This window comes from Frigoribacterium sp. Leaf8 (assembly GCF_001421165.1).
Taxonomy (GTDB): domain Bacteria; phylum Actinomycetota; class Actinomycetes; order Actinomycetales; family Microbacteriaceae; genus Frigoribacterium.
On record NZ_LMKB01000005.1, the window covers coordinates 557467 to 582556 of the forward strand.

Below are 25090 nucleotides of genomic sequence, written 5' to 3' on the forward strand. Positions count from 1 at the left end.
ACCCGTGCCTCCCGGATCTCGCTCGTGCCGTTCAGGAAAGACCCAGCAGGGTTTCACGAAACGGCCACGCCCGCCCGGGGACCCGCCTGAGAACGCCGGGCCCCGGGCGACTAGCGTCGGGGCCATGACGACTTATGACCTCATCGTGATCGGAGCCGGCGCTGTCGGCGAGAACGTGGCCGACTACGCCACCCGCAACGGGCTCAAGGTGGGGCTCGTGGAAGCCGAGCTCGTCGGGGGCGAGTGTTCGTACTGGGCCTGCATGCCGTCGAAGGCGCTGCTCCGCTCGAGCGCGGTCGTCCGTGCGGCGAAGTCGCTCGACGGGGCCAAGCAGGCCGTGACCGGTGACGTCGACGTCGCCACCGTGCTGCGTCGCCGCGACTCGTTCACCAGCAACTGGGACGACTCGGGCCAGGCCGACTGGGTCGAGGGCGCCGGCATCGACCTGATCCGCGGGCACGCCACCATCACCGGCGTCAAGGAGGTGACGGTGAACGGCGAGGTGCACCACGCGACGTACGCCGTCGCCGCGGTGACCGGTTCGTCGGCGCTCCTGCCCGACATCCCCGGCCTCGCCGAGGCGAAGCCCTGGACCAGCCGTGAGGCCACGAGCGTCGAGTCGATGCCGCAGAGCGTCGTCATCGTCGGCGGTGGCGTCGTCGCCGCCGAGATGGCCACGGCGTACCAGCAGCTCGGCTCGACCGTCACCCTGATCGCCCGCAGTGGTCTGCTGGGTGGCCAGGAGCCCTTCGCCGGCGAACTCGTGGCCGACTCGCTGAGGGGTCTCGGCGTCGACGTGCGCCTCGGGGCCTCGCCCTCGACCGTGCTGCGCACCGAGCACGACACGGTCGAGGTCACCCTCGACGACGACTCCACGGTCGTCGCCGACGAGATCATCGTCGCGACCGGCCGTGTTCCCCGCACCTCCGACCTCGGCCTCGAGAACGTCGGGCTCACCCCGGGCGACTGGCTCGACGTCGACGACACCATGCTCGTCAAGGGCACCGACTGGCTCTACGGCGTCGGCGACGTCAACCACCGCGCCCTGCTCACCCACCAGGGCAAGTACCAGGCCCGCGCCGCCGGCGAGGTCATCGCCGCGCGCGCCTTCGGAAAGCCCGTGCACGCCGAGCCGTGGGGTGCACACGTCGCGACCGCCGACGACGCAGCAGTGCCGCAGGTCACCTTCACCGACCCCGAGGTCGCGAGCGTCGGCCTCACGGCCGACGCCGCCGGCAAGCGAGGCATCGACGTCAAGGTCGTGGACTACGACCTCGCCGCGGTCGCCGGTTCGGCGATCCACTCGGACGAGTACGCGGGACAGGCGCGGCTGGTCGTCGACGAGTCGCGCGGGGTGATCGTCGGCGCGACCTTCGTCGGCCCGGACGTCAGCGACCTGCTGCACGCCGCCACGATCGCCGTCGTCGGCGAGGTGCCGATCGACCGGCTGTGGCACGCCGTCCCGTCGTACCCGACGGTGAGCGAAGTCTGGCTGCGCCTGCTCGACGCCTACGGCCGTCCGTGAAGAACCCTCTGCTCGACTCCCCGATCTCGAGACTCGGCTGCGCCTGGGCGACGGCCGTCGGTCTCGCGGTCGGGGTGCCGCTCAGCGTGGGGCGGGTCCGCATGGTCGGCGACCTGATCGTGTGCAGCGGCCTGCCCCGCTGGGCGTTCAAGCGGGGAGGCACCTGTGTCGGTCGGGTCTACCTGACCCGGGACAACGACGGGCCACGCGTCCTCGAACACGAGGCCGTGCACGTCCGTCAGTGGCAGAGGTACGGCATGCTGATGCCCGTACTGTACTTCCTGGCCGGCAGCGACCCGCTGTCGAACAGATTCGAGATCGAGGCCGGCCTCGAGAAGGGCGGATATCGATGACCCGCACCGTGATCATCACCGGGGCGAGCAGCGGCATCGGCCGCGAGGCCGCCCGCGAGCTCGCGAAGGGCGGCGCCGAGATCGGCGTCGTCGGACGCAACCCGGAACGCACCCAGGCGGTCGCCGACGAGGTGGGCGGGACGGCCTTCCTGGTCGACTACGACCGGCTCGACGACGTCCGGTCGTTGGCCGACCGGTTGCTGGAGCGCTATCCCCGCATCGACGCCCTCGCCAACAACGCCGGAGGTCTCGTCAGCGAACGAGGCCTCACCGCAGACGGGTTCGAGCGCACCCTCCAGTCGAACCACCTCGCACCGTTCCTCCTGACCAGGCTCCTCCTGCCCCGCCTCGTCGAGAGCGGTGGCCGGGTCGTGTCGACGGCCAGCGCGGCCAACCTGCTCGGGCACGTCCGGCTCGACGACATCAACTGGTCGAAGCGTCGATGGGCCGGGGGTTGGCGTCAGTACGGCACGACCAAGATCGAGACCGTCCTGTTCATCCGTGAACTGGCGAAGCGCACGGGCCTCGACGCGTTCTCGTTCCACCCGGGCATCGTGATGACCGGCTTCGGCTCGGATTCACGCTCGATGCGGGTCGCGAACGTCCTGACCAACGGCAACTACGGCATCTCGGCGTCGGCCGGCGCCGTGCCGTTGATCCAGCTCGCCGGGCCCACGACGATCTCGGTCGAGAGCGGCACCTACTTCGACCAGCTGTCGCCGCACGGTCGCCTGCACCGCCAGGCCACCGATCCCCTGCTCGCCGAGGCCCTCTGGGAGCGCACCTCCGAGCTCGTCGGTGTGCCCGCCGAGGTCTAGGCGCGACCACGATACGAGACGAAGGAGGCGCGACCGACGTGGTCGCGCCTCCTTCGTCGTCGAGGGCCTCGCCTCAGGACTCGGACTTGCCGACCCGCCAGTAGCCCATGAAGGCGACCTGGCGCCGGTCGATGCCGACCTCGCTGACGAGGAAGCGTCGGAGCGTCTTGATCGCCCCCGCCTCGCCGGCGAACCAGGCGTACAGGTCGGAGCTGACGGCGGTGCCGCGCGGATCGTCGCCCTGCGGGACGTCCCAGAGGATGTCGTGCTCGATGTCGACCTCGCTCACCTCGACGCCGTGGTGCCAGGCGGTCACGTAGCGGGCGGTCCAGCGGCGGACGGCGACCACCAGGGCCTCGCCGTGACCGGACGTGGCGTCACGCCTCGGCAGCCAGTGGACGTCGACCCCGGGAGGCGCGACGAGGTCGAGCTCGTCGGCCGCGGTCGGGATCTCGATGAAGACGCACCCCCGGGCGTCGACCGGCAGGGCCTCGACGATGGAGCAGATGGCCGGGGCCGCCGTCTCGTCGCCGGCCAGCAGCACGGTGCGCGCGTCACCCGGTGACCACTCGACGCCGCTGCCGGTGACGCCGCTCGTCGCGTCCGGCCCGATCAGCATGAGTTCGTCACCGACGCGCGCGCGCCCGGCCCAGGCCGAGGCGGGGCCGGTGTCGCCGTGGCAGACGAAGTCGACGTCGACCTCGCGCCGCTCGGGGCGGGCGGCCCGGGCCGTGTAGGTGCGGAAGGCGTTCTGCTGCTCGGGCGGCAGGGCGCGCCACGAGGCGTACCAGTCGTCGGTCGGGAACGTGTCGTAGCCGGTGGCCTCGAGGGGCAGGACGACCTTGATGCGCTGGTCGAGGCCGTCGACGCCGAAGTCGCCCAGGTCGTCACCGGTGAACGTGATGCGCACGAACGACGGAGCGAGCCGACGCACGGCCGCGACCCGGACGCGGTAGGGGCGGTGGGCCGGCTTCGCCGGTCGTTCGACGGTGGCGGCGGACGTGGACGTGCCCGGGGACGTGATCGTCATCGAGGGAGCCGGTCAGGCCGCGGCGGGGGTGCCGACGTGGAAGAGCTGGTGCAGGTCGTGCCGCAGGTCGTAGGCGAACGAGGGCGGGCCGCCGATCCAGACGACGTGGTCACCCGTCGCGACGGTCTCGGGTTCGACGTACATCTCGCCGAGCCACGCACGGACCGCCCGCTCGAGGGCCTGGCCGGGGGCGCAGGCGGTGCCGGTGCCGGGCACGCCCGAGCGGCGGTCCCGCGCGAGCCAGGTGACCGTGACGCGACCCGGCGAGGCGAGCGGCACGACGTCGGCAGCGCTCTCGACCTCGACGAACACCTGGCCCCTCGCGCAGATCGGCAGGACCGAGAGCATCTCTCGCAGGACGGGGATCGAGGTCGCGTCGGCGGCGAACAGGACGCGCAAGGCGTCGTGCGGCAGGGGCGGGTTCTGGTCTACGAAGAGCATGACCCCTTCAATATAGGTAAGGCTTGCCTCATCCGCCACACGGGTCTCTCGATTGACAGCGACCTCGCTGCCGTGATGGTAAGTTCTGACGGGTTCGGGAGTCCGTCAGCGACGCCCGGCGCAAGGGGCCGTGCCGTGTCCGACAGCAACACGGTGACGGATCGCGTGGACCGGTTCAGCAGCGACCGGGACTCCCCCGCCGAACGACCGAGGGGCTCTCCCGCGCCCCCGGTCCCCCGTCGCCGTGGACGATCCGCCACGGCCATCCCCGGAAGGCCCCACCAGGTGCGCACCCTCCCCCTCTCCGCCGCCGTCGCCGCGCTGTTGCTGCTCGCGACGGGTTGCTCGTCCGCCTCGTCCCCCGACGGGTCGGGCACCCCCGACCCCGACGCGACCGTCACCGTCGGCCTCGTGCTCGAGCCGAGCGACCTCGACATCCGCACCACGGCCGGCATCGCGCTCGACCAGGTGCTGATCGACAACGTCTACCAGGGCCTCGTCGGCCGCACGCAGGACAACGAGATCCGCGACGTGTTGGCCGCGAGCCACACGGTCAGCGACGACGGCCTGACCTACACGTTCACGCTGCACGACGGCGTGACCTTCCACGACGGGGCCGCGATGACGGCCGACGACGTCGTCTGGTCGCTGTCCCAGGTCAAGGACGACGCCTCGCTCGCGAGCCATTCCGACCTCGCCGCGGTCTCGACCATCACGGCGCCCGCCGCCGACACCGTCGTGCTGACGCTCTCGCGACCCGACTCGTCCCTGCTGTTCGACCTCACCGGTCGCGCGGGCCTCGTGCTCCAGCAGTCCGCGACGAACGACCTCTCGACGACGGCGAACGGCACCGGCCCCTTCGAGCTGACGAGCTGGCGACAGGGCGACAACCTGCAGCTCGGGCGCTTCGACGACTACTGGGGCACCCCGGCGAAGGTCGCGGGCGTGACCTTCCGCTACGTGACCGACCCGTCCGCGGCGATCAACGCCTCGATCTCGGGTGACGTCGACGTGCAGACCGCGGTCGACGCGACCCTGTCGACCCAGCTCGACGGCGTGGACGGCATCACCCTCGAGAAGGGCAAGACGACCGACAAGTACACCCTCGCGTTCAACAACGCCGTCGCCCCCTTCACCGACGCCAAGGTCCGCAAGGCCCTGCGCCTCGCGATCGACAACGATGCCCTGATCGCCGCCGTCGGCGGGTCGGCGGTGGACCAGGGGGGCCCGATCCCCGAGCTCGACCCCGGCTACGAGGACCTCACGAGCGTCGACTCCTACGACCCCGACGAGGCGAAGGGCCTGCTGGCCGAGGCCGGTCACGACGGTGACCTCTCGCTCACCCTCGAGTACCCCAACGTCTACCCGGCCGCCATCGGCGACGTGCTGACCACGCAACTCAAGGCGGTCGGCGTCACGTTGACGGTGCAGCAGGTCGACTTCAGCACCTGGCTCGACGACGTCTACGTGAACAAGGACTTCGAGCTCAGCATGGTCAACCACGCCGAGACGCACGACTTCGCGAACTGGGCGAACCCGGACTACTACTGGGGCTACGACAGCGCCCCCGTGCAACAGCTCTACGCCGAGTCGATCGCGGCGACCGACCCGGAGGTGGCCGACGAGAAGCTCGCCGAGGCGGCGACGATCGTCTCGGACGACGCACCGGCCGAATGGCTCTACACGGCCACGACGCTGACGGCGATCCACGACGGCGTCACCGGCTTCCCGACGAGCTCGACCACGACCCGCCTCGACCTGGCTGACCTGGCCACGACGGAGTGACCCGCTTCGTCGTCGGCCGCCTGCTCCTCTTCGTCGGGGGGCTAGCCGTCGCCAGCGTGCTGATCTTCGCGACGCTGCGGTTGCTGCCGGGCGACGTCGCCCAGGCGATCGCCGGCACGACCGGCTCACCCGAGCAGGTCGCCGCCCTCCGTCAGCAGCTCGGCCTCGATCGTCCCGTCGTCGTGCAGTACCTCGACTGGGCCGGCGGGCTGCTGAGGCTCGACCTGGGCGAATCGCTCGTCACGGGGACGCCGGTGGTCGACGAGGTGCTCGACAAGCTGGCCGTCACCCTGCCGCTCGCGGGGCTGTCCCTGGTCTTCGGATTGCTGATCGGCATCCCGCTCGGCGTGACGAGCGCGCTCCGCCGTGGCCGCGCCTCCGGGGTCGTCCTCGGCACCGGGGCCCAGCTGCTCGCTGCCGTGCCGGTCGTCTGGGCGGGCATGCTGCTGATCGCCGTCTTCGCCGTGACGCTGCGGTTGCTGCCGACGCAGGGGTTCCCGGCCGACGGCTGGAGCGAGCCCGGGCGGGCCTTGCGCTCGCTCGTGCTGCCGGCCCTCACCATCGGCATCGTCGAGGGGGCCGTGTTGTTGCGCTTCACCCGGTCGGCGGCGCTCGGGGCCCTGGACCAGGACTACGTGCGGACGGCCGCCGCCAACGGCATGACCCGGTCGCGCGCCCTCGTGCGACACGGGCTGCCCAACGTGATGCTCAGCATCGTGTCGATCCTCGGCCTGCAGGTGGCGGGCCTCATCGTGTCGGCCGTCGTCGTCGAGCAGCTGTTCACGCTGCCCGGGCTCGGCCGCATGCTGGTGACCGACGTCGGCCGCCGCGACCTGACCAAGGTGCAGGGTGAACTGATGACGCTGACCACGCTCGTGCTGTTCATCGGCCTCATGATCGACGTCGTGCACCGGCGGCTCGACCCGCGCCTCCGCGAGGGCGACCGATGAGGCGCGGCGCGTTCGTCCGCGAGCTGCTGCGTCGACCGCAGGGCGCGTTCGGCGCCGGCTGGCTGACCCTGATCGTCCTGTCCGCCCTGGTCAGCCGGTTCTGGACCCCGCTCGACCCCTTCGACACCGACCCCTACTCGGCCTGGCTGACGCCCTCGCTCGGTCACCCCTTCGGCACCGACTCGATCGGCCGCGACATCTTCAGCTACGTCGTCGCGGCGACCGGAACGACGGTCGTGGTCGCCGTCGCCTCGGGCGTGGTCGCCACCGTGGTGGGGGTGGGGCTGGCCGCCCTCGGCTCGTTGACGTCCCGCTGGGTGCGCGAGTCGGTCGCCGTGCTGATCGACGTGCTCGTGGCGTTCCCGACGCTCCTGATCGCCATGGCCCTCGCGGCGGCGTTCGGCGGGTCCCTCACCGTCGTGGTCGTCGCCGTGGGGATCGGCTACGGCGTGACGATCGCCCGGGTCAGCCGGTCCGAGATCCGTCAGGTGGCGCGGACCGACTACGTGCTCGCCGCCCGGGCGAACGGGCTCGGCACCGGGGCCGTGCTGCGTCGCCACGTGCTGCCGAACATCGCGCCCGTCTTCGTCGTCCAGCTCTCGCTGTCGATGGCCACGAGCGTGCTCGCCGAGGCCGGACTGTCGTTCCTCGGCTACGGCGCCCCGGCCGACACCGCCTCGTGGGGGCGTCTGCTGAGCGACCTGCAGAAGTTCATCGGCGTGCACCCGGGGTCGGTCGTCTGGCCCGGGCTCGCCATCACGCTGACCGTCCTGGCGCTCAACCTGCTGGGCGACGCCGTGCGCGACGCCTCCGATCCCCGGTTGCGGTCCCGGCGGACGGGACGTGGCACCCCGGGCTCCCCCACGACGCCGGTTCCGTCCACCACTCGCCCGCGAGCCACCGCCCCGGGCGCCGCAGGCACCCCGACCACCCCGGGGGTCGTCTCGTGAGCCTGGTGATCGACGACCTCACGGTGACCGTCGGCGGCCGCCGGGTCGTCGACGGCCTCTCGCTCGACGTGCCCGACGGTGCGCGGGTCGGACTGATCGGCGAGTCCGGTTCGGGCAAGTCGATGACGACGCTGGCCGTGCTCGGCCTCCTGCCCGACGGCGCCCGCGCGACGGGCAGCATCCGGCTCGACGGACGCGAACTGCTCGGGGCGTCCGAGCGCGACCTCGCCGGCCTGCGCGGCCGCGTCGTCGGCACGGTCTTCCAGGACCCCCGCACGGCCCTCGACCCCGTCGTGACCGTCGGGCGACAGATCGCCGAGCCCCTCCGCCTGCACGGCCGCGTCGGTCGCCGGGACGCCCGCTCGCGAGCGGTGGCCGCGGCCGCCGAGGTCGGCCTGCCCGACCCCGAGACCGTCGTGGACCTCTACCCGCACCAGCTCTCGGGCGGTCAGCGGCAGCGCGTCGGCATCGCCATGGCGCTGATCAACCGGCCGGCGCTCGTCCTCGCCGACGAGCCGACCACCGCGCTGGACGTCACGACGCAGGCCGAGGTGCTCGCGCTCTTCCAGCGCCTGGTCGACGAGCAGCGGACGTCGCTGCTCTTCGTCACGCACGACCTCGCCGTGCTCTCGCGCATCACCGACCACGCGGCGGTGCTGTCGCACGGGCGCGTCGTCGAGCGGGGCCCCGTCGAGCAGCTGCTGCACCGCCCCGAGCACGAGGTCACCCGCGGGCTCGTCGAGGCCACGAGAGCGACGACCTGGAGGGCCTCGTGAGCGACCCGACCACCGCACCCGCGCCTCCTCTGCTCGTCGCCCGGGGCCTCACTCGCACCTTCACCCTGCCGCGCCGTTCGCCCTTCCGACCGGGCCCGGTGCGCCACGCCCTGGTCGACGCCGACCTCGAGGTCGCCGCCGGCGAGAGCGTCGCGCTGATCGGTGAGTCCGGCTCGGGCAAGTCCACGCTGGTGCGCCTGCTGCTGGCCCTCGACAGGGCGACGTCCGGCACGGTGACCTTCGACGGGCGCACGGTCGCCCCCGACCGCGCCTCGCGCCTGCGCTGGCTGCGGCGCCAGACGGGCATCGTCCTGCAGGACCCCTACGCCTCGCTGGACCCCCGCATGCGCGTGGGCGACACCGTGGCCGAGCCGCTGCGCGCCCTACGCGTCGAGGGCGACCACGACCGCCTGGTCGCAGAGATGCTCGAACGGGTTGGCCTCTCGGCGCACGACGCCGAGGCCTGGCCCCACGAGTTCAGCGGGGGCCAACGGCAGCGCATCGCCCTGGCCCGGGCCCTCGTGCACGGGCCGCGGCTGCTGATCGGCGACGAGCCCATGAGTGCGCTCGACGTCACCGTGCGGGCGCAGATCCTCGAGCTGCTGCGCGAGCTGCGCGACGAACGCGGGCTGTCGCTGCTGCTCGTGTCGCACGACATCGGACTCGTGCAGCACCTCGCCGACCGGGTCGCCGTGCTGCGAGACGGTCACATCGTCGAGCAGGGCCTCACCGACGACGTGCTGCGTCGACCGCGGCACGACTACACGCGGACGCTGGTCGACTCGGTGCCGACGCTCGACTGAGCCCCGGCTCGTCAGCGGTGCCCACGCGGCTCACCACATCGGCGGGTGCCGACGCTGCCACCGCAGCCGCCGCTCGAGCTGGGCGCCGAGCGCGAGCAGGACGTCCTCGCGCCCCGGTCGCCCGATCAGCTGCACGCCCGCGGGCACGCCGTCGACCTCGCCCACCGGGAGGCTGATCGCCGGCAGCCCGGCCACGTTGACGAACGACGTGAACGGCGAGTACAGGCACTGCTGCTCGAAGTTGCGTTCGGCGTCCTCGGCGTCGTACCAGCCGAGCGGGCGCGGCAGCATCGCCAGGGTCGGCGTCAGGACGGCGTCGAAGGCCGAGAACCGCTCGACGACGACTCGTTCGAACGCCGCGAGCCCGACGAGCGCCGCCGACAGCTCTCGCGCCGTGACGCGTCGCCCCTGCTCGACCAGCCACCGGGTGACGGGCTCGAGCAGCGCCAGGTCGGCCTCGGTCTCGGCCGGGATGCCCGCCGCCCCCGCCTGCCAGATCGTGCGGAACAGGGCCGGGTAGTCGGACGCCGGCAGGGTGGTCTCGTCCACGCCGTGCCCCATCTTCGTGAGCAGGTCGGCGGTCTCGCCGAGGACCCCCAGGAGGCGCGGGTCGACCCGGACGTCGAACGCGTCGTCCCATGGGCTCGTCGTCATGACGGCGACCTGGAAGCGTCCCTCACCCCGCACGGCCGTGCCGAGGTAGGCGCCGTCGGGTGACGGAGGTGCCCAGAGGGCCTGGTGGTGCCGCGGTTCGCGCCCGTCGGGCGACACCATCGCGTCGAGCAGCAGGGCGGCGTCGGCCACCGACCGGGCCAGGGCCCCGCCGACCGGCAGGCCTGCGAGGCTCGTCAGGCCCGACTGCGCCGGCACGCGTCCCCGGGAGGGCTTGAGCCCGACGAGGCCCGTGGCGGCGGCCGGGATGCGGATGCTGCCCCCGCCGTCGGACCCGGGCGCGAACGGCAGCAACCCCGCGGCGACGGCGGCCGCGGCGCCGCCGCTCGACCCGCCCGCGCCCGTCTCGGGCGCCCACGGGTTGCGCGTCGGAGGGCCCACGAGCGTCTCGGTGTACGCGGTCAACCCGTACTCGGGCGTGGCCGTCTTGCCCACGCTGATCGCGCCGGCCTCGTCGAGCGCCTCGGTGATCTCGGCCGACGTCTCGGGCACCCGGCCCCTGCTGAGGCGTGAGCCCGACCAGGTCGGCACGCCCGCGCGGTCGCTGAGGTCCTTGTCGGCCAGCGGCAGCCCCCAGAGCGGCGCGACCGAGGGGCCTCCGGCGGCCAGGGCGTCGGCCCGCGCGAGGGCGGCCTCGCCGGTCACCGTCACGAACGCGCCGACGTCGCCGTCGAGGCGGGCGATGCGCTCCAGGTAGTGGGTGGTCAGCTCACGGGGCGAGACCTCGCCGCGACGCAGCCAGTCCCACTGCTCGTGGGCGCTCAGGTGGTGGAGTTCGAACACCCGTCGAGCCTAGGCCGCGGCTCCGGCCACGGATCTCGCTTTCTGGTACATTTGTCCCATTCGTGCTCCCCCGGCCGCAGGTCGCCTCCGGGACCGTCGCACGTCTCGACAGGACGCCGTCATGGGTTACCTCTTCCTCGCGCTCGCCATCGTCGGCGAGGTCTTCGCCACGAGCTTCCTCAAGGTCACCAGCGGCCCCGACGCCAAGTGGTGGCAGTACGCGGCTGTCGTGGTCGGCTACGTCTTCGCGTTCGCGATGCTCTCGCAGTCGTTGAGCAAGGGCGTGCCGCTCGGAATCGCCTACGCGATCTGGGCCGGCGTCGGCGTCGTCCTCGTCGCCCTCATCAGCTGGATCTTCTTCAAGGAGCCCCTGACCCTCGTCCAGCTCGGCGGCATCGTCCTCGTCATCGGCGGCGTCACCATGCTCGAGCTCGGCGGTCGCCACGAGGCCGCGGCCTGACCCCGTGACGGACACCACGTCGGGTGACCGTCCAGCCCCGGACGCCCCTGCCCCGGACACCTCGGGCGCGCGGGCGTCGGTCGCCCCGGGGCCGGGCGAGCGGTCCGTCGGCCCCGGTGGCCAGGCCCTGACCCCGAAGGGCGAGACCAGGAGGCGCGCGCTGCTCGACGGCGTCCTGGCCGTCCTCGAGGCGGGCGGCCCCTCGGCCGTGACGCACCGCGCGGTGGCCCGCGCGGCCGGCGTCCCGGTCTCGGCGGCCACGTACTACTTCGCCGGACGCGACGACCTGCTGCGGGCGGCGCTGCGCCACGCGACCACGGACTGGGTGCGGTCGTTCGACCGCCTCGAGCGCGCCTCCTTGGCCGACCTGGCCGAGACGCTCGTCCGGTACGCGATCACCGAGCGCGGGTCGGCCCGGGCGCAGTACGAGCTGCTCTTCACCGCCATGCGGGACGAGTCGCTGCGCGAGGACGCGGACCTCTGGTACTCGTCGCTCGAACACGTGCTGAGGCGGACCGGCGTGCCGAGCGAGCGGCTCGACGTCGTGGCCCTCGCCGTCGACGGCCTGATCGTCCGCATGCTCTGGCGCGGCGAGCCCGGCACCGTCGACGCGACCGAACGCATGTTGCGAGAGATCGTCGGCCCGCTGCCCTGAGGTTCAGGCGCGGCGGCGCTTCTTGAGCGACTTCTGCATCGTGATCGTGCCGAGCCAGCGGCCGAACTTGAAGCCGACCCGGCCCATGCGACCGACCTCGGTGAAGCCGAGGCGCTCGTGCAGGCCGATCGACGCCTCGGCGTTCTTGTCGGCGATCACGGCGATCATCTCGCGGATGCCCGCGTCCCGGCAGGCCTCGACGAGCGCCTCGAGCAGGGCACGGCCGAGGCCCTTGCCGGTCGAGGCGGCCCGCAGGTAGATCGAGCTCTCGACGGTGTAGCGGTAGGCCGCCTTGCCGCCCCACGGGGTCGCGAGCGCATAGCCGAGGGCCTCGCCGGACGGGTTCACCGCGACGAGGAACGGCATGCCGAGCGTCGTGACGAAGGCGAACTTGCGGCGCCACTCGGCGAGGGTCATCGCGTCCTCGTCGAAGGTGACGGACGAGTTCGCCACGTAGTGGTTGTAGATCTCCTGGACGTAGGGCAGGTCGGCGGGCGTCGCGGGTCGGATCTCGAACGTGAAGCCGGGCTCGACCGGGGCCGGGGGGCGGAGGGCTCGGGGAAGCCGACGCCGGGGCTGGTATTCCTCTTCGAGCACGGGATCACTCTGCCACGCCGGGTGCGGGACCGTCAGACGGCGGGCGGGAGCGTCCAGTCGACGGGGTCGCCGCCCTGGGCGACGAGCAGCTCGTTCGCCCGGCTGAACGGCCGCGAGCCGAAGAATCCGCGCGACGCCGACAGGGGGCTCGGGTGCGGCGACTCGATCGAGGGGACGTCGCCGAGCATCGGCTTGAGCGCCGACGCGTCACGGCCCCAGAGGATGGCCACGAGGGGCCCTCCCCGCGCCGCGAGCACCTCGATCGCGCGCTGGGTGACCGGCTCCCAGCCCTTGCCGCGGTGCGACGCCGTCTCGCCCGGACGCACCGTGAGCACCCGGTTGAGCAGCAGCACGCCGTGGCGCGACCACGAGGTCAGGTCACCGTGCTCGACGACGGGGACGCCGAGGTCGTCGTGCAGCTCGCGATAGATGTTCGCGAGGCTGCGCGGCACCGGGCGCACGTGCGGGTCGACCGCGAACGACAGCCCGATCGGGTGGCCGGGCGTCGGGTAGGGGTCCTGACCGACGATCAGGACGCGCACCTCGTCGAGCGGCTGTCGGAAGGCGCGCAGCACGTCCTCGCCGGCGGGCAGGTAACCGCGCCCCGCGCGCACCTCGGCTCGCAGGTACTCGCCCATGTCGGTGATGCGGTCGGCCACGGGTTCGAGCGCGGTCGCCCACGAGGGGTCGATCTGCTCCGAGAGCGGTCGACGGTGGTCGTGCGCCTCGACGGTCACTCGACCCCGAGCGTGCCGACCGAGACGCCGACGATCTCGCCGTCGTCGTCGAGCTGCGGTTCGACCCGCCAGACGCTGCCGGTGCCGAGCACCGCGAGGGCGCCCTCGCCGACGACCAGGGCGGTGTTCTCGTCGATGGCGACGCCACCACGGACGAGTCCCGCCTCGGTGGCGGCGATGAGCCTGGTCAGGGTGCCCCACTGGGCGGCGTGCACGTCGATGGCGAGGTCGACGAGGCCGAGGCCGTCGGCGAGGGTGACCTCGTCGAGGTCTTCTGCCGCGTCCTCGGGGCAGACCGGGACGTCGCCGATCAACCAGCCGCCGAGCACGGCGCGGTCCGCGGCGATCATGGCGCCGGCCGAGAAACCGAGGTAGGGCAGCCCGTCGGCCACCAGGAGGCGCACCTGGTCGATCAACGGAGCGACGGCGTCGAGGTAGGCGGGGGTGAGCCCACCCGCCACGAGCAGGCCGTCGACGTCGCTCAGCACGCGGGTGTCGAACTCGTCCCCGGCGGAGACGATGGTCGTGAGGGCCTCACAGCGCCCCCCGGCGGCCAGCATGGCGGGGTAGCCGTCACGGAACTCGGCGGACGGCGAGTCGTCGGCCACGACGATCAGCACGGCGATGCGCGGCACGCTCCGACCGACGGCGGCACCGCGGACGGCGGCCTCGGCGACGAACAGGTCGTACAGCTCGGTGTCGTCGGGCGACCAGCCGCCGCCCACCAGGTGGATGCTCACTCGCCCGCCCCCGCTCCGACCTCACGCGTGACGGGCGGCAGTGCGCTCCACGGGAAGGTGATCCACTGGTCGGTGCGCTTCCAGACGAAGTCGGGTTCGAGCACGGTGCGGGGCTTGCTGTAGAGGCAGACCGTGCGGACCTCGGAGGCCACCTCGGCGAGCAGGTCGCGCACGAGCACGAGGGTGCGCCCCGAGTCGGACACGTCATCGACGACGAGGACCTTCTTGCCCTCGAGCGACGGGGCGTCGAGGGTCGGGGGCAGCAGCACGGGCTCGGGCAGCCGCTCGTCGACGCCCGTGTAGAACTCGACGTTGATCGAACCGCACATCTTGGTGTCGAGCGCGTAGGCCACGGCACCGGCGAGCACGAGCCCCCCGCGGGCGACGGCGACGATCACGTCGGGCGTGAACCCCGCCTGGACGACGTCGGAGGCCAGGTGGCGAGCGGCCTCACCGAACTCGAGCCAGCCCAGCACCTCCCGCTCGGGAGCCTCGACCTCGGGTCGTGCGGGGGCGGCCTGGCTGTCGTCGGGTGGGGTGACCATGCCGACAACCGTAACGCGCGCAGGGCTCCCCGCGTCACGCCGGGACCCAGGCACCCCCGGGAGGCGCGAAGACCGTGTCGACGCCGTCGGACCACAGCAGTGAGTCGGGCTCGCGGTCGGTGACGCCCGGCAGGCCGCCGTCGGCGACGAGCTCGTCGTCGAGGTCGACCAGCTCGGCCCGGCGCAGCGACCAGGTGTCGTGCCGGTTCGGCCAGTACCGGGTGCGCCCGCCGCGCGCGACGTGCATGCCCCAGCGGGCGGTGAGGAACTCGGCGAGCGGGTCGCCGTCGACCACCTCGTCGGTGGGACGGACGGACAGCCGCGACGACGGGTTCGTCCCCGGCCCGAGCCGGGTGCTGCGGTACGTCACGACCCCGTCGACCCGGGACTCGCGCATCGACGCCCAGCGATACGGCAGACCGAGGCCCACGTTCGCCGCGAGCACCGAGACGAGGCGCTGCGCCTCGAGGGTGCGGAACACCACGCCGCGTCGGCCCAGGGCGTCGACCGAGTACAGCCGCACGTTCGTCTCGAGGAAGTCCCCGGCCCAGGGCACCGCGGGCAGCGGCCCGAAGGCGCTGCCCGTCAGCTTGAACGGGATGAGCCCGACCCAGGTCGACCCGTCGAACACGTCGGGCCGCGTGCCGGGCGGCAGCAGCGGGGCGACGCGATCGGGCTCGACCCGCCAGTGCGCGAAGGCCAGGCCGCCCCAGTGCTGTCGGATGAACGCGGGGCGGAGCAACGGAGGCGCGGTGCGGGACACCGGATCGGCGTCGGCCCCCGGCATGGTCTGGTCCATGTGGCCCACGGTACGGACGACCGCCTGGGCGGTCCACAGCCTCGGACGAGCTGCCGCCCCCGACCCTCCCCCGGGCCGCCTCAGAGCTGGCGGACGAGTTCGGGGATGCGACCGCGGAACGGGAAGAAGCCCCGGGAGGCGGACGGCCAGGCCTCGCCGTCCCACCGCCGACGGACGGTGACGAGGTCGATCCCCTCGGCAGCGAGGGCTCCGCGCACGGACGTCAGTCGCTCCTGGACGGGACCGACCGGGGCGTACGGCGTCACCACCGTGTCGAGCCCCTCGGACCGCGCCCACTCGACGACGGCGGCGGGCCCCGCGTCGCTGAGCGTCCGGGCGGGCCGACCGTCGGCGTCCCGCGTCCGTGTCGCCGCGTCGTCCCGAGCGCCCGTCGTGAAGGCCACGACGGCGGCGGAGGCGCCCTGTGGGGACCGGCCTCCGGGGTCGGCGGAGACGGCCACGGCCGACAGCCGCGCGACGAGACCGGGGCGTTCGGCGAGCAGGCTCTCGGGCTCGAGGTCCTCCTCGTGGAGCAGCAGCCCGACCCGCCCACCCGGGGAGCCGACGACGTCGGCGGCCTCGACGGGCGTCCGTGGCGGCAACGGCTCCTCGTCGAGGGCCCTGGCCGTGGTGGCGAGACCCTCGGGCGAGAACCGACCGTCGGTGAAGCGCGAGATGTTCGAGGCCGTCGCGAGGTAGGTCTTGCCGGCGGTCTGCAGGCCCGCCACCCAGCGCCAGGACAGGGTGTTCGAGGCCGCGTCCCCGTCGAGCAGGTGGCGGAGGAAGAAATCGGCGCCCAGGTGCCACGGAAGGCCGAGGGTGAAGATCCAGATGCTGGCGAACCACATGCGCGCGTGGTTGTGGAGGTACCCGGTGTCGACGAGCTCGCGCACCCAGGCGTCCATCGCGACGATGCCGGTGCGGCCGGCGACCGCCTCGTCGTACCCCGCGGGGACGCCGGCGTCGACGGCGCGGTCGACGTCCCGTCGGTACCGCCGCCACACCTCGGGGTTCTGCTCCAGCCAGCCCTTCCAGTAGGTGCGCCAGAACACCTCCTGCACGAACTTCTCCGCGGCACCGAGCGTGTGACGCTCGAGGACCGCGTCGACGACCTCGCGTTCCGTCACGAGACGGTGGCGGAGGTACGGCGACAGCCCCGAGACGGTGCGGCGTGACACCCCGAGGTCGTGGTTCCGGTCACGGGCGTAGGCGGAGCCGGCGAGGGGGAGGAACTCGTCGAGGGCCTCGAGGCCGGCGACTCTGGTCGGGACGATCACACGTCCATCGTGCGACCCCGGACCCGTGGGGGCCCGGGGAACGCCGTCGCGACCAGGAGACGTCAGTGGCGGACGGTGGCCGAACGCAGCGGTTCGAGCTGGTCGATCGGCAGACCGACGCGCGTTCCGCGCAGCAGCCCGAGCAGGCGACCGGCCACGAGACCGACGGCCGCGGCGGCCAGCACCGCCGTGCCGCGCCGACGACCGACGAACGAGCGCCACGCGCCCGAGGCCAGGCGGGCGACCGTGACGCCCGGGAGGACGGCGGTGTCGGCTTCTCCGCCGAGGGAGCGTCGCAGCGCGGTCTGGGTGACGCCGCGGTCCACGGCGGCGCCGACGACCGAGCTCTGGCGCGTCCGCGAGGGACGCACGGTGCGCGAGACCCTGGCCGACGAGGTCGACACGACCCGCGCCTCCGGCTCGTCCGCGGCGAGGCGCAGGCACAGCTCGACGAACTCGGCGCCGCGGGGCACGCCCTCACGGGCGTCGACACCGCTGGCCAGGCCACCGACCTGCAGCAGGTCCCACCGTCGGAAGGCCACGGTCGCTCCCGCCACGTCGTCGAGGCCGACGAGGCCGTCGGGTCGCGTGCGGGGCGTGCAGTCGACGGCCCAGAGCAGGTCGTCGGGCAGGGCGGACGAGGCCCTACCGGGCCAGGTCGGTTCGGTCCGTCCCACGACCGCGATGACGTCGACCTGGTCGAACGGGGCGGCGAGCGCGCGGGCCCAGCCGGCGTGGGCGACGCAGTCCGCGTCGAGGAACGCGACGACGTCGCCGCGTGCCGACTCGATGCCGGTGTCGCGGCTGCCCGCGAGCCCCGGGGTGCGGGTGTTGTCGACGACGAGCAGGTCGTCGTACCGGTGGCGCAGGTGGTCGCGGAGTCGCGGTGCCCGATCGACGACCACGAGGACGTCGTGCACGTCGCCGTCGCGGAGGACGGAGTCGAGCGCGGCCGTCAGGCCGTCGAAGGGGGTGGATTCGTCGGCGCAGACGACGACGCTGACGCGGGGGGCCGGGGGGACGGAGGGCAGGGAGGTGCGGACGCGGAGGGTCACGGGGGTTCCTCTGGGTTCGTCGACGGTCGCCGTCGCGCCGCAGGGCGTCGCGTTCGGGGGGCGACCCTCGTCGGAGGGTGCGTTCGGGTGGCGTCGTCGGGAGGGGTGGCCCGACGTCGTCGGCCGGCGGTCGATTCGGGCGACCACGGCAGAGGCACGTCCCGGATTCGGGTTCGGGACGTCCTGACCTCCATAACGGTACGGGTCCCTCCTGGGAAGACGAAGAACGAGGGGGTCCCCCGTTCGAGGGGGCCTCGTCCGGGTGACGTCCGGGTGGCGGCCGGGTGGGGGCCGGTCCGCGTCGGCTCCCCCCGGGTGAGGCTCGCCGTCCCGCGCGGTTCTGCGGCCCTCCGGGCCCCTCACGGCAGGAGGCGCGGGCACCGTCGGCGACGTCCCCCCGGTCGCCGAGCGGGTCGTCCCCCGCCGGAACCACCCGCTGGTGACCCGTGTGACGCGTCGTCCGCCCACCCGTCGCGCGGGCCGCCCACCCGGTCGTCGCTCCCCCGCGCGCCGGTAGGGTCGGGGCCTGACCCGCCACCACGAGAGGACGTCGACCAGTGCCCCACGGACCGGGAACGCGCCGTCGCGCGGAACGTACGGCGCTCGAGCGCGCGGTCGACGAAGGCCTGTTGATCGTCCGGGCGGCCCTGGTGGTGGCCGTCACGAACCAGATCATCCGCCGTGCCCTGCAAGAGCGCCTCCCGTTCGACGAGGACGTCGCGACGCGGGTCACCCGCGACGAGATGGACCGCCTGACGGCCGAGCAGACGTCGGCCGCGGTGCGCGTCCGCAGACTGCGTCGGATGACCGGCCGGTCGTACGGTCAGTCCCGTCACCAGTTCGACTACCGTCCCGAAGACGCCGACGCCCTGAAGCTCCGCGAGGCCGCGTCGAAGGGCGTGGCCCGGGCGCTGGCCGCCCGCCGGGAGGACGACGACTTCGTGGCCGAGGTCGTCGCGGACGCCCGGTCGCGAGCGTGGGACGACGTCGGGCAGACGGTCGTCGACCGGCTCGGCTGGGCCGCGCGCCCGGCCGACGACTACGACGACGGGCGCCACGAGCGCCTGCGCGACCTCGTCGAGGGCGACCTCGCGGCCCTGCGCGAGAGCCGCGCGGACGGCGGGGCCGGCTCGGTCAGTCCTTCTTGACCCTCAACTCGCCCTTGGCCACCTTGTACGTCGCCGCCTGGGCCACGGGCTTGATGGTCACCAGGTCGAGGTTGACGTGGGCCGGCAGCTCGACCGAGTGCACGATCGACTCGGCCACGTCGTCGGCCGTCAACGGCGACTCGACGTCGCGGTAGACCGCGTCGGCGCGGTCCTGGTCGCCGCCGAAGCGCACGAGCGAGAACTCCTCGGTGTGCACCATGCCCGGCGCGATCTCGATCACCCGGATCGGCTCCCCGGCCAGCTCGAGCCGCAGCACGGCCACGAGGGCGTGCTCGGCGAACTTCGAGGCGTTGTAGCCACCGCCGTTCTCGTAGGCGACGTGACCGGCGATCGACGTGACGGTCACGATGTCGGCACCCCGCGCCTCCTCGGCTCCGCGGCGGAGCGACGGCAGCAAGGCGGTGACCGCGCGCTTGGTGCCCAGCACGTTGACGTCGAACATGCGCTGCCAGTCGTCGATCGAGCCGTTCTCGACGCTGTCGAGTCCGAACGCCCCACCCGCGTTGTTGACGAGGGCGTGCAACGGTCCCGTCTCCTCGACGTGGGCCCGCAGGGCGGCCACGTCGTCGTCGCTGGTGAGGTCGGCCCGGAACCAGGTCGACCCCGTCTCGTCGGCGAGCGCCCGGAGGCGGTCCTCGCGTCGCGCGACGGCCAGGACCTCCCAGCCACGCGAGCGGAACGACCGCACCGTCGCCGCTCCGATGCCCGAGCTCGCTCCCGTCACCACGACCCGCTTCGCCACGTCTGCCTCCTGTTGCCTCGTTCGTGGTCGGCGCCCGCTGCGGGCGCACCGCCCCACGCTAGCGGCCCCGTTACGTCCCGTGTCCGGCATCGTGGACGGTCGGGGGCACGGTCCGTACCGTGGCTGTCACCGCAGACCCCCGCCGACGACCCCGGCCCACGCACCCCGACCGCAGGAGCACACCATGACCGACGCCCAGCCCGCCTGGAAGTTCGAGACGCAGCAGATCCACGCCGGGGCCCAGCCCGACCCGACGACCCATGCCCGCGCCACGCCGATCTACAAGACGACGTCGTACGTCTTCCGGGACGCGCAACACGCGCAGGACCTCTTCGCCCTCGCCGAGAACGGCAACATCTACTCGCGCATCATGAACCCCACCCACGACGTCGTGGAGAAGCGCATCGCCGCGCTCGAGGGCGGGACGGGTGCCCTGCTGGTGTCGTCGGGCCAGGCCGCGTCGACCTTCGCCGTGCTGAACATCGCCGAGGCGGGCGACCACATCGTGTCGTCGTCGTCGATCTACGGCGGCACCTACAACCTCTTCAAGTACACGCTCGCGAAGCTCGGCATCGAGACGACGTTCGTCGAGAACCAGGACGACGCCGACGAGTGGCGCCGCGCCGTGCGTCCCAACACGAAGCTGTTCTTCGCCGAGACCATCGGCAACCCGAAGATCAACATCCTCGACCTCGAGAAGGTGTCCGGGGTGGCGCACGCCGAGGGCGTCCCGCTGATCGTGGACAACACGATCGCGACGCCGTACCTGATCCGGCCGCTCGAGCACGGGGCCGACATCGTCGTCCACTCGGCGACGAAGTTCCTCGGCGGGCACGGCACCGTCATCGGCGGCTTCATCGTCGACGGCGGGACCTTCCCGTGGTCGTCCCACGCGGAGCGCTTCCCCGGTCTGACGCAGCCCGACCCGTCGTACCACGGGGCCGTCTACACGCAGGCCGTCGGCGACGCTCTCGCCTACGTCATCAAGGCGCGCGTGCAGCTGCTGCGCGACCTCGGGGCATCCAACAGCCCCGACACGGCCTTCTCGTTGATCCAGGGCATCGAGACGCTCAGCCTGCGGATCGAGCGACACGTCCAGAACGCGCAAGAGGTGGCGGAGTGGCTCGACGCCCGCGACGACGTCGCCGCGGTGTACTACGCGGGCCTGCCGACGAGCCCCTGGTACGCGGCGGCGAACAAGTACGCACCCAAGGGCGTCGGGGCCGTGCTGTCCTTCGAGCTCAAGGGAGGCGTCGACGCCGGCCGAGCGCTCGTCGACGCGCTCGAGCTCTTCAGCCACCTCGCGAACATCGGCGACGTGCGCAGCCTCGTGATCCACCCCGCCTCGACGACGCACTCGCAGCTCACCCCCGAGCAGCAGCTCACGACCGGCGTCACGCCGGGGCTCGTCCGCCTCTCGGTCGGCCTCGAGAACGTCGACGACCTGAAGGCCGACCTCGACGCGGGCTTCGAGGCGGCGCGCGCCGTCACCCGGGAGGCGCTCCGCAGCAGCTAGGACGGGCGGCGGCCGGTCGGGGCCTGCGCGGTGGACTCGAGGAGGCGCGGTGTGCGTAACAAACGCACCGCGCCTCCTCGGCTCGTCCAGGATGGACGTCACATGGACTGGCAGAGCACACCCGAGGACACCGTCCCGTCGAGCGTCATCAGCGAGCGCACGCGCCTGGCGATGCTCGGCCGGCCGCCGGTCACCGGCGCCTGGCGGGACGGCGACGACCCCGGCGGGCGGTCGTTCGTGACCCTGGACGACCTCGCGCTCGAGAGCGGCGTCACGCTGCCCCGACCACGGCTCGCCGTCGAGACCTGGGGCGAACTCGACGCCGGGCGGAGCAACGCCGTGCTCGTCTCGCACGCCCTCACCGGCGACAGCCACGTCGTCGGCGCGGCCGGCCCCGGCCACCCCACGGCGGGCTGGTGGAACGGCGTCGTCGGCCCGGGACTCGCGATCGACACCGACCGCTGGTTCGTCGTCGCACCGAACGTGCTCGGGGGCTGCCAGGGCAGCACCGGCCCCTCGTCCTTCGCGCCGGACGCCGTCGAGTGGGGGTCGAGGTTCCCCCACCTGACGATCCGGGACCAGGTCGCCGCCCAGGCGGCGTTGGCCGACCACCTCGGCATCGAGCGGTGGGCCGCGGTCGTCGGCGGGTCGATGGGCGGCATGCACGCCCTCGAGTGGGCGATCACGCACCCCTCTCGCGTCGCCCGGCTCGCGGTGCTGGCCGCCCCGCCGGTCGTGAGCGCCGACCAGATCGCCCTGAACACGGTGCAGTACGAGGCCATCCGGATGGACGCCGCCTTCGACGGCGGCGACTACTACGACGCCGTCGACGGCCCGTACCGCGGTCTCGCCCTCGCGCGGCGGATGGCCCTGCTCAACTACCGCTCGCCCGACGAACTGAACGCCCGCTTCGGTCGCAGCTGGCAGAGCGAGATCTCGCCGCTGGGCGGTCCGGGACGGTTCCAGGTCGAGAGCTACCTCGACTTCCACGGCAACAAGTTCACCCGCCGCTTCGACGCGGGCAGCTACGTGACCCTGCTCGGTGCCATGAACTCGCACGACGTCGGGCGGGACCGGGGCGGCGTGGCGGCGGCGCTGAACCGCATCACGGCTCCGACGCTGGTGCTCGGCGTCGACAGCGACCGGCTCTTCCCCGTGTCCGACCAGCGGGTCATCGCACGACACCTGCGGCACGGCCTGGACGGCGACGGCGTGGCCGTGGTCGAGAGCCCCTACGGGCACGACGGATTCCTCATCGAAGGCGACGCGGTGGGCGCCCAGCTGCGCCGTCTGCTCGACTGACCCCAGTTCGGTGGACACCACGGGGTACAGTTCCGCATCGCGACCGGATCGTTACCCCGACAATCGGCGTTTCGGGCCGTGCACGACCCCCTGAGAGGGGGCTGGGTGTGAAAACATGAGGAGTCGCCAGCCACCCGGCAGCCGTGACGCCACCGTCGGAAGCCACTCACGAATCATGGACATCTTCGCCCAAGAGCGCGATCGTCTGCTCAGCAGCACGACCCGCACCCTGGGGCTCGCCTGCGCGGCGGTCTCGGTCGTGGCCCTGGCCATCCCCGGTGTGACCGACCCCCTGCACCTCGCGGCGATCGCCCCGCTCGCCGCTCTGCTCGTCGTGTCGCTGCTCTTCGTCACCGGGCCGCGCGCCCGCGTCTGGGTCCCGGTCGGGCTGGCCTCGGGCATCGCGGCGACCGTGGTGGCCCTGTTGCCCGCCGGTGGCCCCGACGACGGTCCGCTCGCCACCGCGATCATCCCCCTGGCCGGTGGTGCGACCGCCGCCTTCAGCCTCATGCTCTCGTCCAGTCGCCCACGGCTGACCACGGCGGTCGTGGCCTTCGTCGTCGAACTGACCCTGGTGGCCCTGGCGACCGGCTCGCCGTTCACCTTCCCGGTCGCGGCCGTGCTGCTCGGCTGGGTGTCCTGCTTCGTCACGGGCCTCTGGCTCGGACGCGCCGTGCCCCTGGCGGCACGCCGCATCTACAGCATCGGCAACGCCCACCGGGCCGAACGTCAGGCCAGCGAGACCGAGGCCCAGCGGCGGCAGGGCGCCCGCCTGCTGCACGACACCGTGCTGGCCACGCTGACCCTGCTCGCCCACTCGGGGTTCGGCGTCACGCCCCAGGCGCTCCAGGACCAGGCCGCCGAGGACGCACGCCTGCTGCGCCACCTCCGTCTCGGTGGCACGCCGCAGCCGCAGGCGTCGGGCGACTACAGCCTCGAGACGGTCGAGGAGTCCCCGCTCGGCCAGACCCTGGAGTCGGTCAAGCAACGCTTCGGCCGCATGGGCCTCGAGGTGAGCTGGCACGGCACCGGCCAGGTCCTGCTGCCCACCCACGTGCTCGACGCGTTCCTGCTGGCCCTCGCGGAGTGCCTCGAGAACGTGCGGCGTCACGCCGGCGTGACCGAGGCCCACGTCACGATCATCCACGACGACTCGATGGTCCGTGCCATGGTCACGGATGCGGGCGTCGGGTTCGACCTCGCCGGCATCAGCGAAGAGCGCCTGGGCTTCAAGGAGTCCGTCGTCGGCCGCCTGCACGAGGTCGGCGGCAGCGCCCGTCTGTTCTCGTCACCCGGGTCGGGCACCACCGTCGTCCTGGAGGCACCGCGATGAGCGTCGACGAGAACACCTTCGGGATCGTCCGGGGCCGCCGAGCCGCTCGCGGCCTGCCGATCAGTTCGACCGGTGCGCGTTCGCTGCGCCAGGCCCGTGCGGCCGGTGCCACCCTCGGCACCGGGTACCTGGGCGTCGGCGCGGCCGTGGTCGCCGCGCTCCAGGCCGTGTACGGCCTCGCCTTCTTCCTCAGCCACCTCTCGGCCTACCCCGACGTCGCCCCCGTCCTGATCTCGTGGCTGCTCTACGTGGCGACCTTCATCGGCACGGCCGTGCTGGTGACCGTCCGGGGCGAGCGGCTGACCACGGGCGTGTTCGCCGTGATCGGGGTCGTCCTGGCCGTCGTCGTCACGCTGGACTTCGTCGCCATCTGGCCGCTGCACGACGTGGGCGCCTATGCCACGTCGAGCGTCGCCGTCGGCTTCGGCCTGCTGCCCATCGTCACCCTCAGGCCCGTGCGGGAGGTCGTCACGGCCACCGCCCTGCTCTTCGTGGCGTTCGTCGTCATGGTGGCGCTCTCGACCCCCGTGACCAGCGACTCGGGCCCGCAGCAGATCACCGTCGTGGCCCTGGCCGTCCTGCCGAGCGCCATCGCCACGTTCGCCGTGCACCGCTTCCGTCGCATGGTGCAGGTCGAACTCGACCGGGTGCTCGTGCAGAGCAACGTGTCACAGCCCCGCTTCGCGGTGGGCATGCTCGCCAGCGACGAACTGGCACGACTCGACCTCGCGGCCGAGAAACTGCTCGACGGCGTCGCGAACGGCGACGTGCCCCTGCCCCTGTCGCCCAAGGTCGCGTCGCAGGCCGCGTCGCTCGCCACCGAACTGCGCCTGCACCTCATCGAGGGCCGGCGTGAGACCTGGCTGCACCACGCCGTCACCGAGTCCGAGTACCTCGGCCGGTCGGTCGCGCTGGTCGACCCGTCGTCGCTCGCCGGCCTGCTCGCCCCGGCACAGCGCGACGGACTGCTCCAGGGCGTCTGGTTGCTGCTCGGCGACTCGAAGAGCCGCGCACCGGGCACGACGATCCAGCTGACCCTCGGCCCGGTGACCGCCGCGTCCCAGTCCTTCGCCGGTCGCAGCGTCTGCGTGCCCGTCGTGCTCTCGACCACGGGCATCCGCCGCAACCGCGTCACGCCCGCCACCTGGAACGCCCTCGAGCGCGCCGGTGAGTACGTCGTCTCGACCCACGAGTCGAGCGTCAAGATCTCGGTCAACTGCATCGTCGACAACCCCGCCGAGGCCTGACCCGCCGAGCACCCCGCGTGGCCCGGCCCC

26 protein-coding genes are annotated in these 25090 nt (G+C 72.9%); 15 read left to right on the forward strand and 11 right to left on the reverse strand.

The features are described 5' to 3' along the window. Positions 1–124: 124 nt before the first annotated feature. From ASL10_RS07335 to ASL10_RS07345, 3 genes are read left to right on the forward strand one after another with little or no spacing between them, the layout of a single operon-like run. On the forward strand, positions 125–1525 hold the full coding sequence (locus ASL10_RS07335; protein WP_056045965.1) for an NAD(P)/FAD-dependent oxidoreductase: 1401 nt from the start codon (positions 125–127) through the stop codon (positions 1523–1525). Further along, positions 1522–1878, forward strand: coding sequence for a Fe-S oxidoreductase (locus ASL10_RS07340; protein ID WP_235452555.1), 357 nt, complete (start codon positions 1522–1524; stop codon positions 1876–1878). The genes ASL10_RS07335 and ASL10_RS07340 overlap by 4 nt, the downstream gene beginning before the upstream one ends. Next, complete coding sequence (locus ASL10_RS07345) at positions 1875–2696, forward strand: SDR family NAD(P)-dependent oxidoreductase (protein ID WP_056045968.1); 822 nt, start codon at positions 1875–1877, stop codon at positions 2694–2696. Before ASL10_RS07340 ends, ASL10_RS07345 begins: the two co-directional genes overlap by 4 nt. Before the next feature lie 73 nt (positions 2697–2769). Here ASL10_RS07345 and ASL10_RS07350 read toward each other — a convergent pair whose 3' ends face one another. Both ASL10_RS07350 and ASL10_RS07355 read right to left on the reverse strand, forming a co-directional pair. Further along, positions 2770–3726: a siderophore-interacting protein gene (locus ASL10_RS07350; RefSeq protein ID WP_056045971.1), complete on the reverse strand. Its 957-nt coding sequence runs from the start codon at positions 3724–3726 to the stop codon at positions 2770–2772. Between the two features lie 12 nt (positions 3727–3738). Next, positions 3739–4167 carry an SIP domain-containing protein gene (locus tag ASL10_RS07355; RefSeq protein ID WP_056045975.1) on the reverse strand — a complete coding sequence of 143 codons (429 nt, stop codon included), beginning with the start codon at positions 4165–4167 and terminating at the stop codon, positions 3739–3741. 285 nt (positions 4168–4452) lie between these two features. Between ASL10_RS07355 and ASL10_RS07360 the strand changes: the two genes are divergently transcribed. Genes ASL10_RS07360 through ASL10_RS07380 form a run of 5 tightly spaced genes read left to right on the forward strand, consistent with a single transcriptional unit; the run spans position 4453 to position 9431 of the window. Then, positions 4453–5952: an ABC transporter substrate-binding protein gene (locus tag ASL10_RS07360; protein WP_056045977.1), complete on the forward strand. Its 1500-nt coding sequence runs from the start codon at positions 4453–4455 to the stop codon at positions 5950–5952. After that, positions 5949–6902, forward strand: a complete 954-nt coding sequence (locus tag ASL10_RS07365; RefSeq protein ID WP_056045980.1) for an ABC transporter permease — start codon at positions 5949–5951, stop codon at positions 6900–6902. Before ASL10_RS07360 ends, ASL10_RS07365 begins: the two co-directional genes overlap by 4 nt. Then, positions 6899–7852 (forward strand): ABC transporter permease, encoded by a 954-nt coding sequence (locus ASL10_RS07370; protein ID WP_056045982.1) that lies wholly within the window; start codon positions 6899–6901, stop codon positions 7850–7852. The genes ASL10_RS07365 and ASL10_RS07370 overlap by 4 nt, the downstream gene beginning before the upstream one ends. Further along, the gene (locus tag ASL10_RS07375; RefSeq protein WP_056045985.1) at positions 7849–8628 is read left to right on the forward strand and encodes an ABC transporter ATP-binding protein; all 780 of its coding nucleotides are present in this window, start codon (positions 7849–7851) and stop codon (positions 8626–8628) included. Before ASL10_RS07370 ends, ASL10_RS07375 begins: the two co-directional genes overlap by 4 nt. Further along, complete coding sequence (locus tag ASL10_RS07380; protein ID WP_192123352.1) at positions 8625–9431, forward strand: ABC transporter ATP-binding protein; 807 nt, start codon at positions 8625–8627, stop codon at positions 9429–9431. The genes ASL10_RS07375 and ASL10_RS07380 overlap by 4 nt, the downstream gene beginning before the upstream one ends. Before the next feature lie 30 nt (positions 9432–9461). On the opposite strand, the gene ASL10_RS07385 is transcribed toward ASL10_RS07380, so the two are convergent. After that, positions 9462–10886, reverse strand: coding sequence for an amidase (locus ASL10_RS07385; protein ID WP_056045988.1), 1425 nt, complete (start codon positions 10884–10886; stop codon positions 9462–9464). 121 nt (positions 10887–11007) lie between these two features. Here ASL10_RS07385 and ASL10_RS07390 point away from each other — a divergent pair, with 121 nt between their 5' ends. Together ASL10_RS07390 and ASL10_RS07395 are read left to right on the forward strand one after the other, a co-directional pair. Then, positions 11008–11346 (forward strand): multidrug efflux SMR transporter, encoded by a 339-nt coding sequence (locus ASL10_RS07390; protein ID WP_056045992.1) that lies wholly within the window; start codon positions 11008–11010, stop codon positions 11344–11346. Positions 11347–11350: 4 nt separating this feature from the next. Continuing rightward, entirely contained in the window at positions 11351–12001 is a 651-nt protein-coding gene (locus tag ASL10_RS07395) for a TetR/AcrR family transcriptional regulator (protein WP_056045995.1), read from the forward strand. Positions 12002–12004: 3 nt separating this feature from the next. Here ASL10_RS07395 and ASL10_RS07400 read toward each other — a convergent pair whose 3' ends face one another. The 7 genes from ASL10_RS07400 to ASL10_RS07430 form a co-directional block, all read right to left on the reverse strand. Further along, complete coding sequence (locus ASL10_RS07400; protein ID WP_056045998.1) at positions 12005–12598, reverse strand: GNAT family N-acetyltransferase; 594 nt, start codon at positions 12596–12598, stop codon at positions 12005–12007. Between the two features lie 32 nt (positions 12599–12630). Next, entirely contained in the window at positions 12631–13335 is a 705-nt protein-coding gene (locus ASL10_RS07405; protein ID WP_056046001.1) for a uracil-DNA glycosylase, read from the reverse strand. Continuing rightward, positions 13332–14075, reverse strand: coding sequence for a Type 1 glutamine amidotransferase-like domain-containing protein (locus ASL10_RS07410; RefSeq protein ID WP_233568344.1), 744 nt, complete (start codon positions 14073–14075; stop codon positions 13332–13334). Before ASL10_RS07410 ends, ASL10_RS07405 begins: the two co-directional genes overlap by 4 nt. Next, positions 14072–14620 (reverse strand): phosphoribosyltransferase, encoded by a 549-nt coding sequence (locus tag ASL10_RS07415; RefSeq protein WP_056046006.1) that lies wholly within the window; start codon positions 14618–14620, stop codon positions 14072–14074. Before ASL10_RS07415 ends, ASL10_RS07410 begins: the two co-directional genes overlap by 4 nt. Before the next feature lie 34 nt (positions 14621–14654). Continuing rightward, positions 14655–15419, reverse strand: coding sequence for a YqjF family protein (locus ASL10_RS07420; protein WP_235452558.1), 765 nt, complete (start codon positions 15417–15419; stop codon positions 14655–14657). A gap of 80 nt (positions 15420–15499) precedes the next feature. After that, positions 15500–16696, reverse strand: a complete 1197-nt coding sequence (locus ASL10_RS07425) for an FAD-binding domain-containing protein (protein ID WP_056046009.1) — start codon at positions 16694–16696, stop codon at positions 15500–15502. A gap of 62 nt (positions 16697–16758) precedes the next feature. Then, complete coding sequence (locus tag ASL10_RS07430) at positions 16759–17751, reverse strand: glycosyltransferase family 2 protein (RefSeq protein WP_162234599.1); 993 nt, start codon at positions 17749–17751, stop codon at positions 16759–16761. Positions 17752–18308: 557 nt separating this feature from the next. On the opposite strand from ASL10_RS07430, the gene ASL10_RS07435 reads away from it, so the two are divergent. Continuing rightward, entirely contained in the window at positions 18309–18899 is a 591-nt protein-coding gene (locus ASL10_RS07435; RefSeq protein WP_056046015.1) for a hypothetical protein, read from the forward strand. On the opposite strand, the gene ASL10_RS07440 is transcribed toward ASL10_RS07435, so the two are convergent. Then, entirely contained in the window at positions 18886–19662 is a 777-nt protein-coding gene (locus ASL10_RS07440; RefSeq protein WP_056046018.1) for an SDR family oxidoreductase, read from the reverse strand. The two genes, ASL10_RS07435 and ASL10_RS07440, sit on opposite strands and share 14 nt — an antisense overlap. A gap of 184 nt (positions 19663–19846) precedes the next feature. On the opposite strand from ASL10_RS07440, the gene ASL10_RS07445 reads away from it, so the two are divergent. The 4 genes from ASL10_RS07445 (at position 19847) to ASL10_RS07460 (ending at position 25060) form a co-directional block, all read left to right on the forward strand. Further along, positions 19847–21178 carry a bifunctional o-acetylhomoserine/o-acetylserine sulfhydrylase gene (locus ASL10_RS07445; protein WP_056046021.1) on the forward strand — a complete coding sequence of 444 codons (1332 nt, stop codon included), beginning with the start codon at positions 19847–19849 and terminating at the stop codon, positions 21176–21178. A 102-nt stretch (positions 21179–21280) separates the two neighbouring features. Beyond that, entirely contained in the window at positions 21281–22480 is a 1200-nt protein-coding gene (locus ASL10_RS07450) for a homoserine O-acetyltransferase (protein WP_056046023.1), read from the forward strand. A 175-nt stretch (positions 22481–22655) separates the two neighbouring features. Then, positions 22656–23813, forward strand: coding sequence for a sensor histidine kinase (locus ASL10_RS07455; RefSeq protein WP_056046025.1), 1158 nt, complete (start codon positions 22656–22658; stop codon positions 23811–23813). Next, a complete protein-coding gene (locus ASL10_RS07460; protein WP_056046027.1) occupies positions 23810–25060 on the forward strand; it encodes a hypothetical protein in 1251 nt (416 codons plus the stop codon). The genes ASL10_RS07455 and ASL10_RS07460 overlap by 4 nt, the downstream gene beginning before the upstream one ends. Positions 25061–25090: the final 30 nt, after the last annotated feature.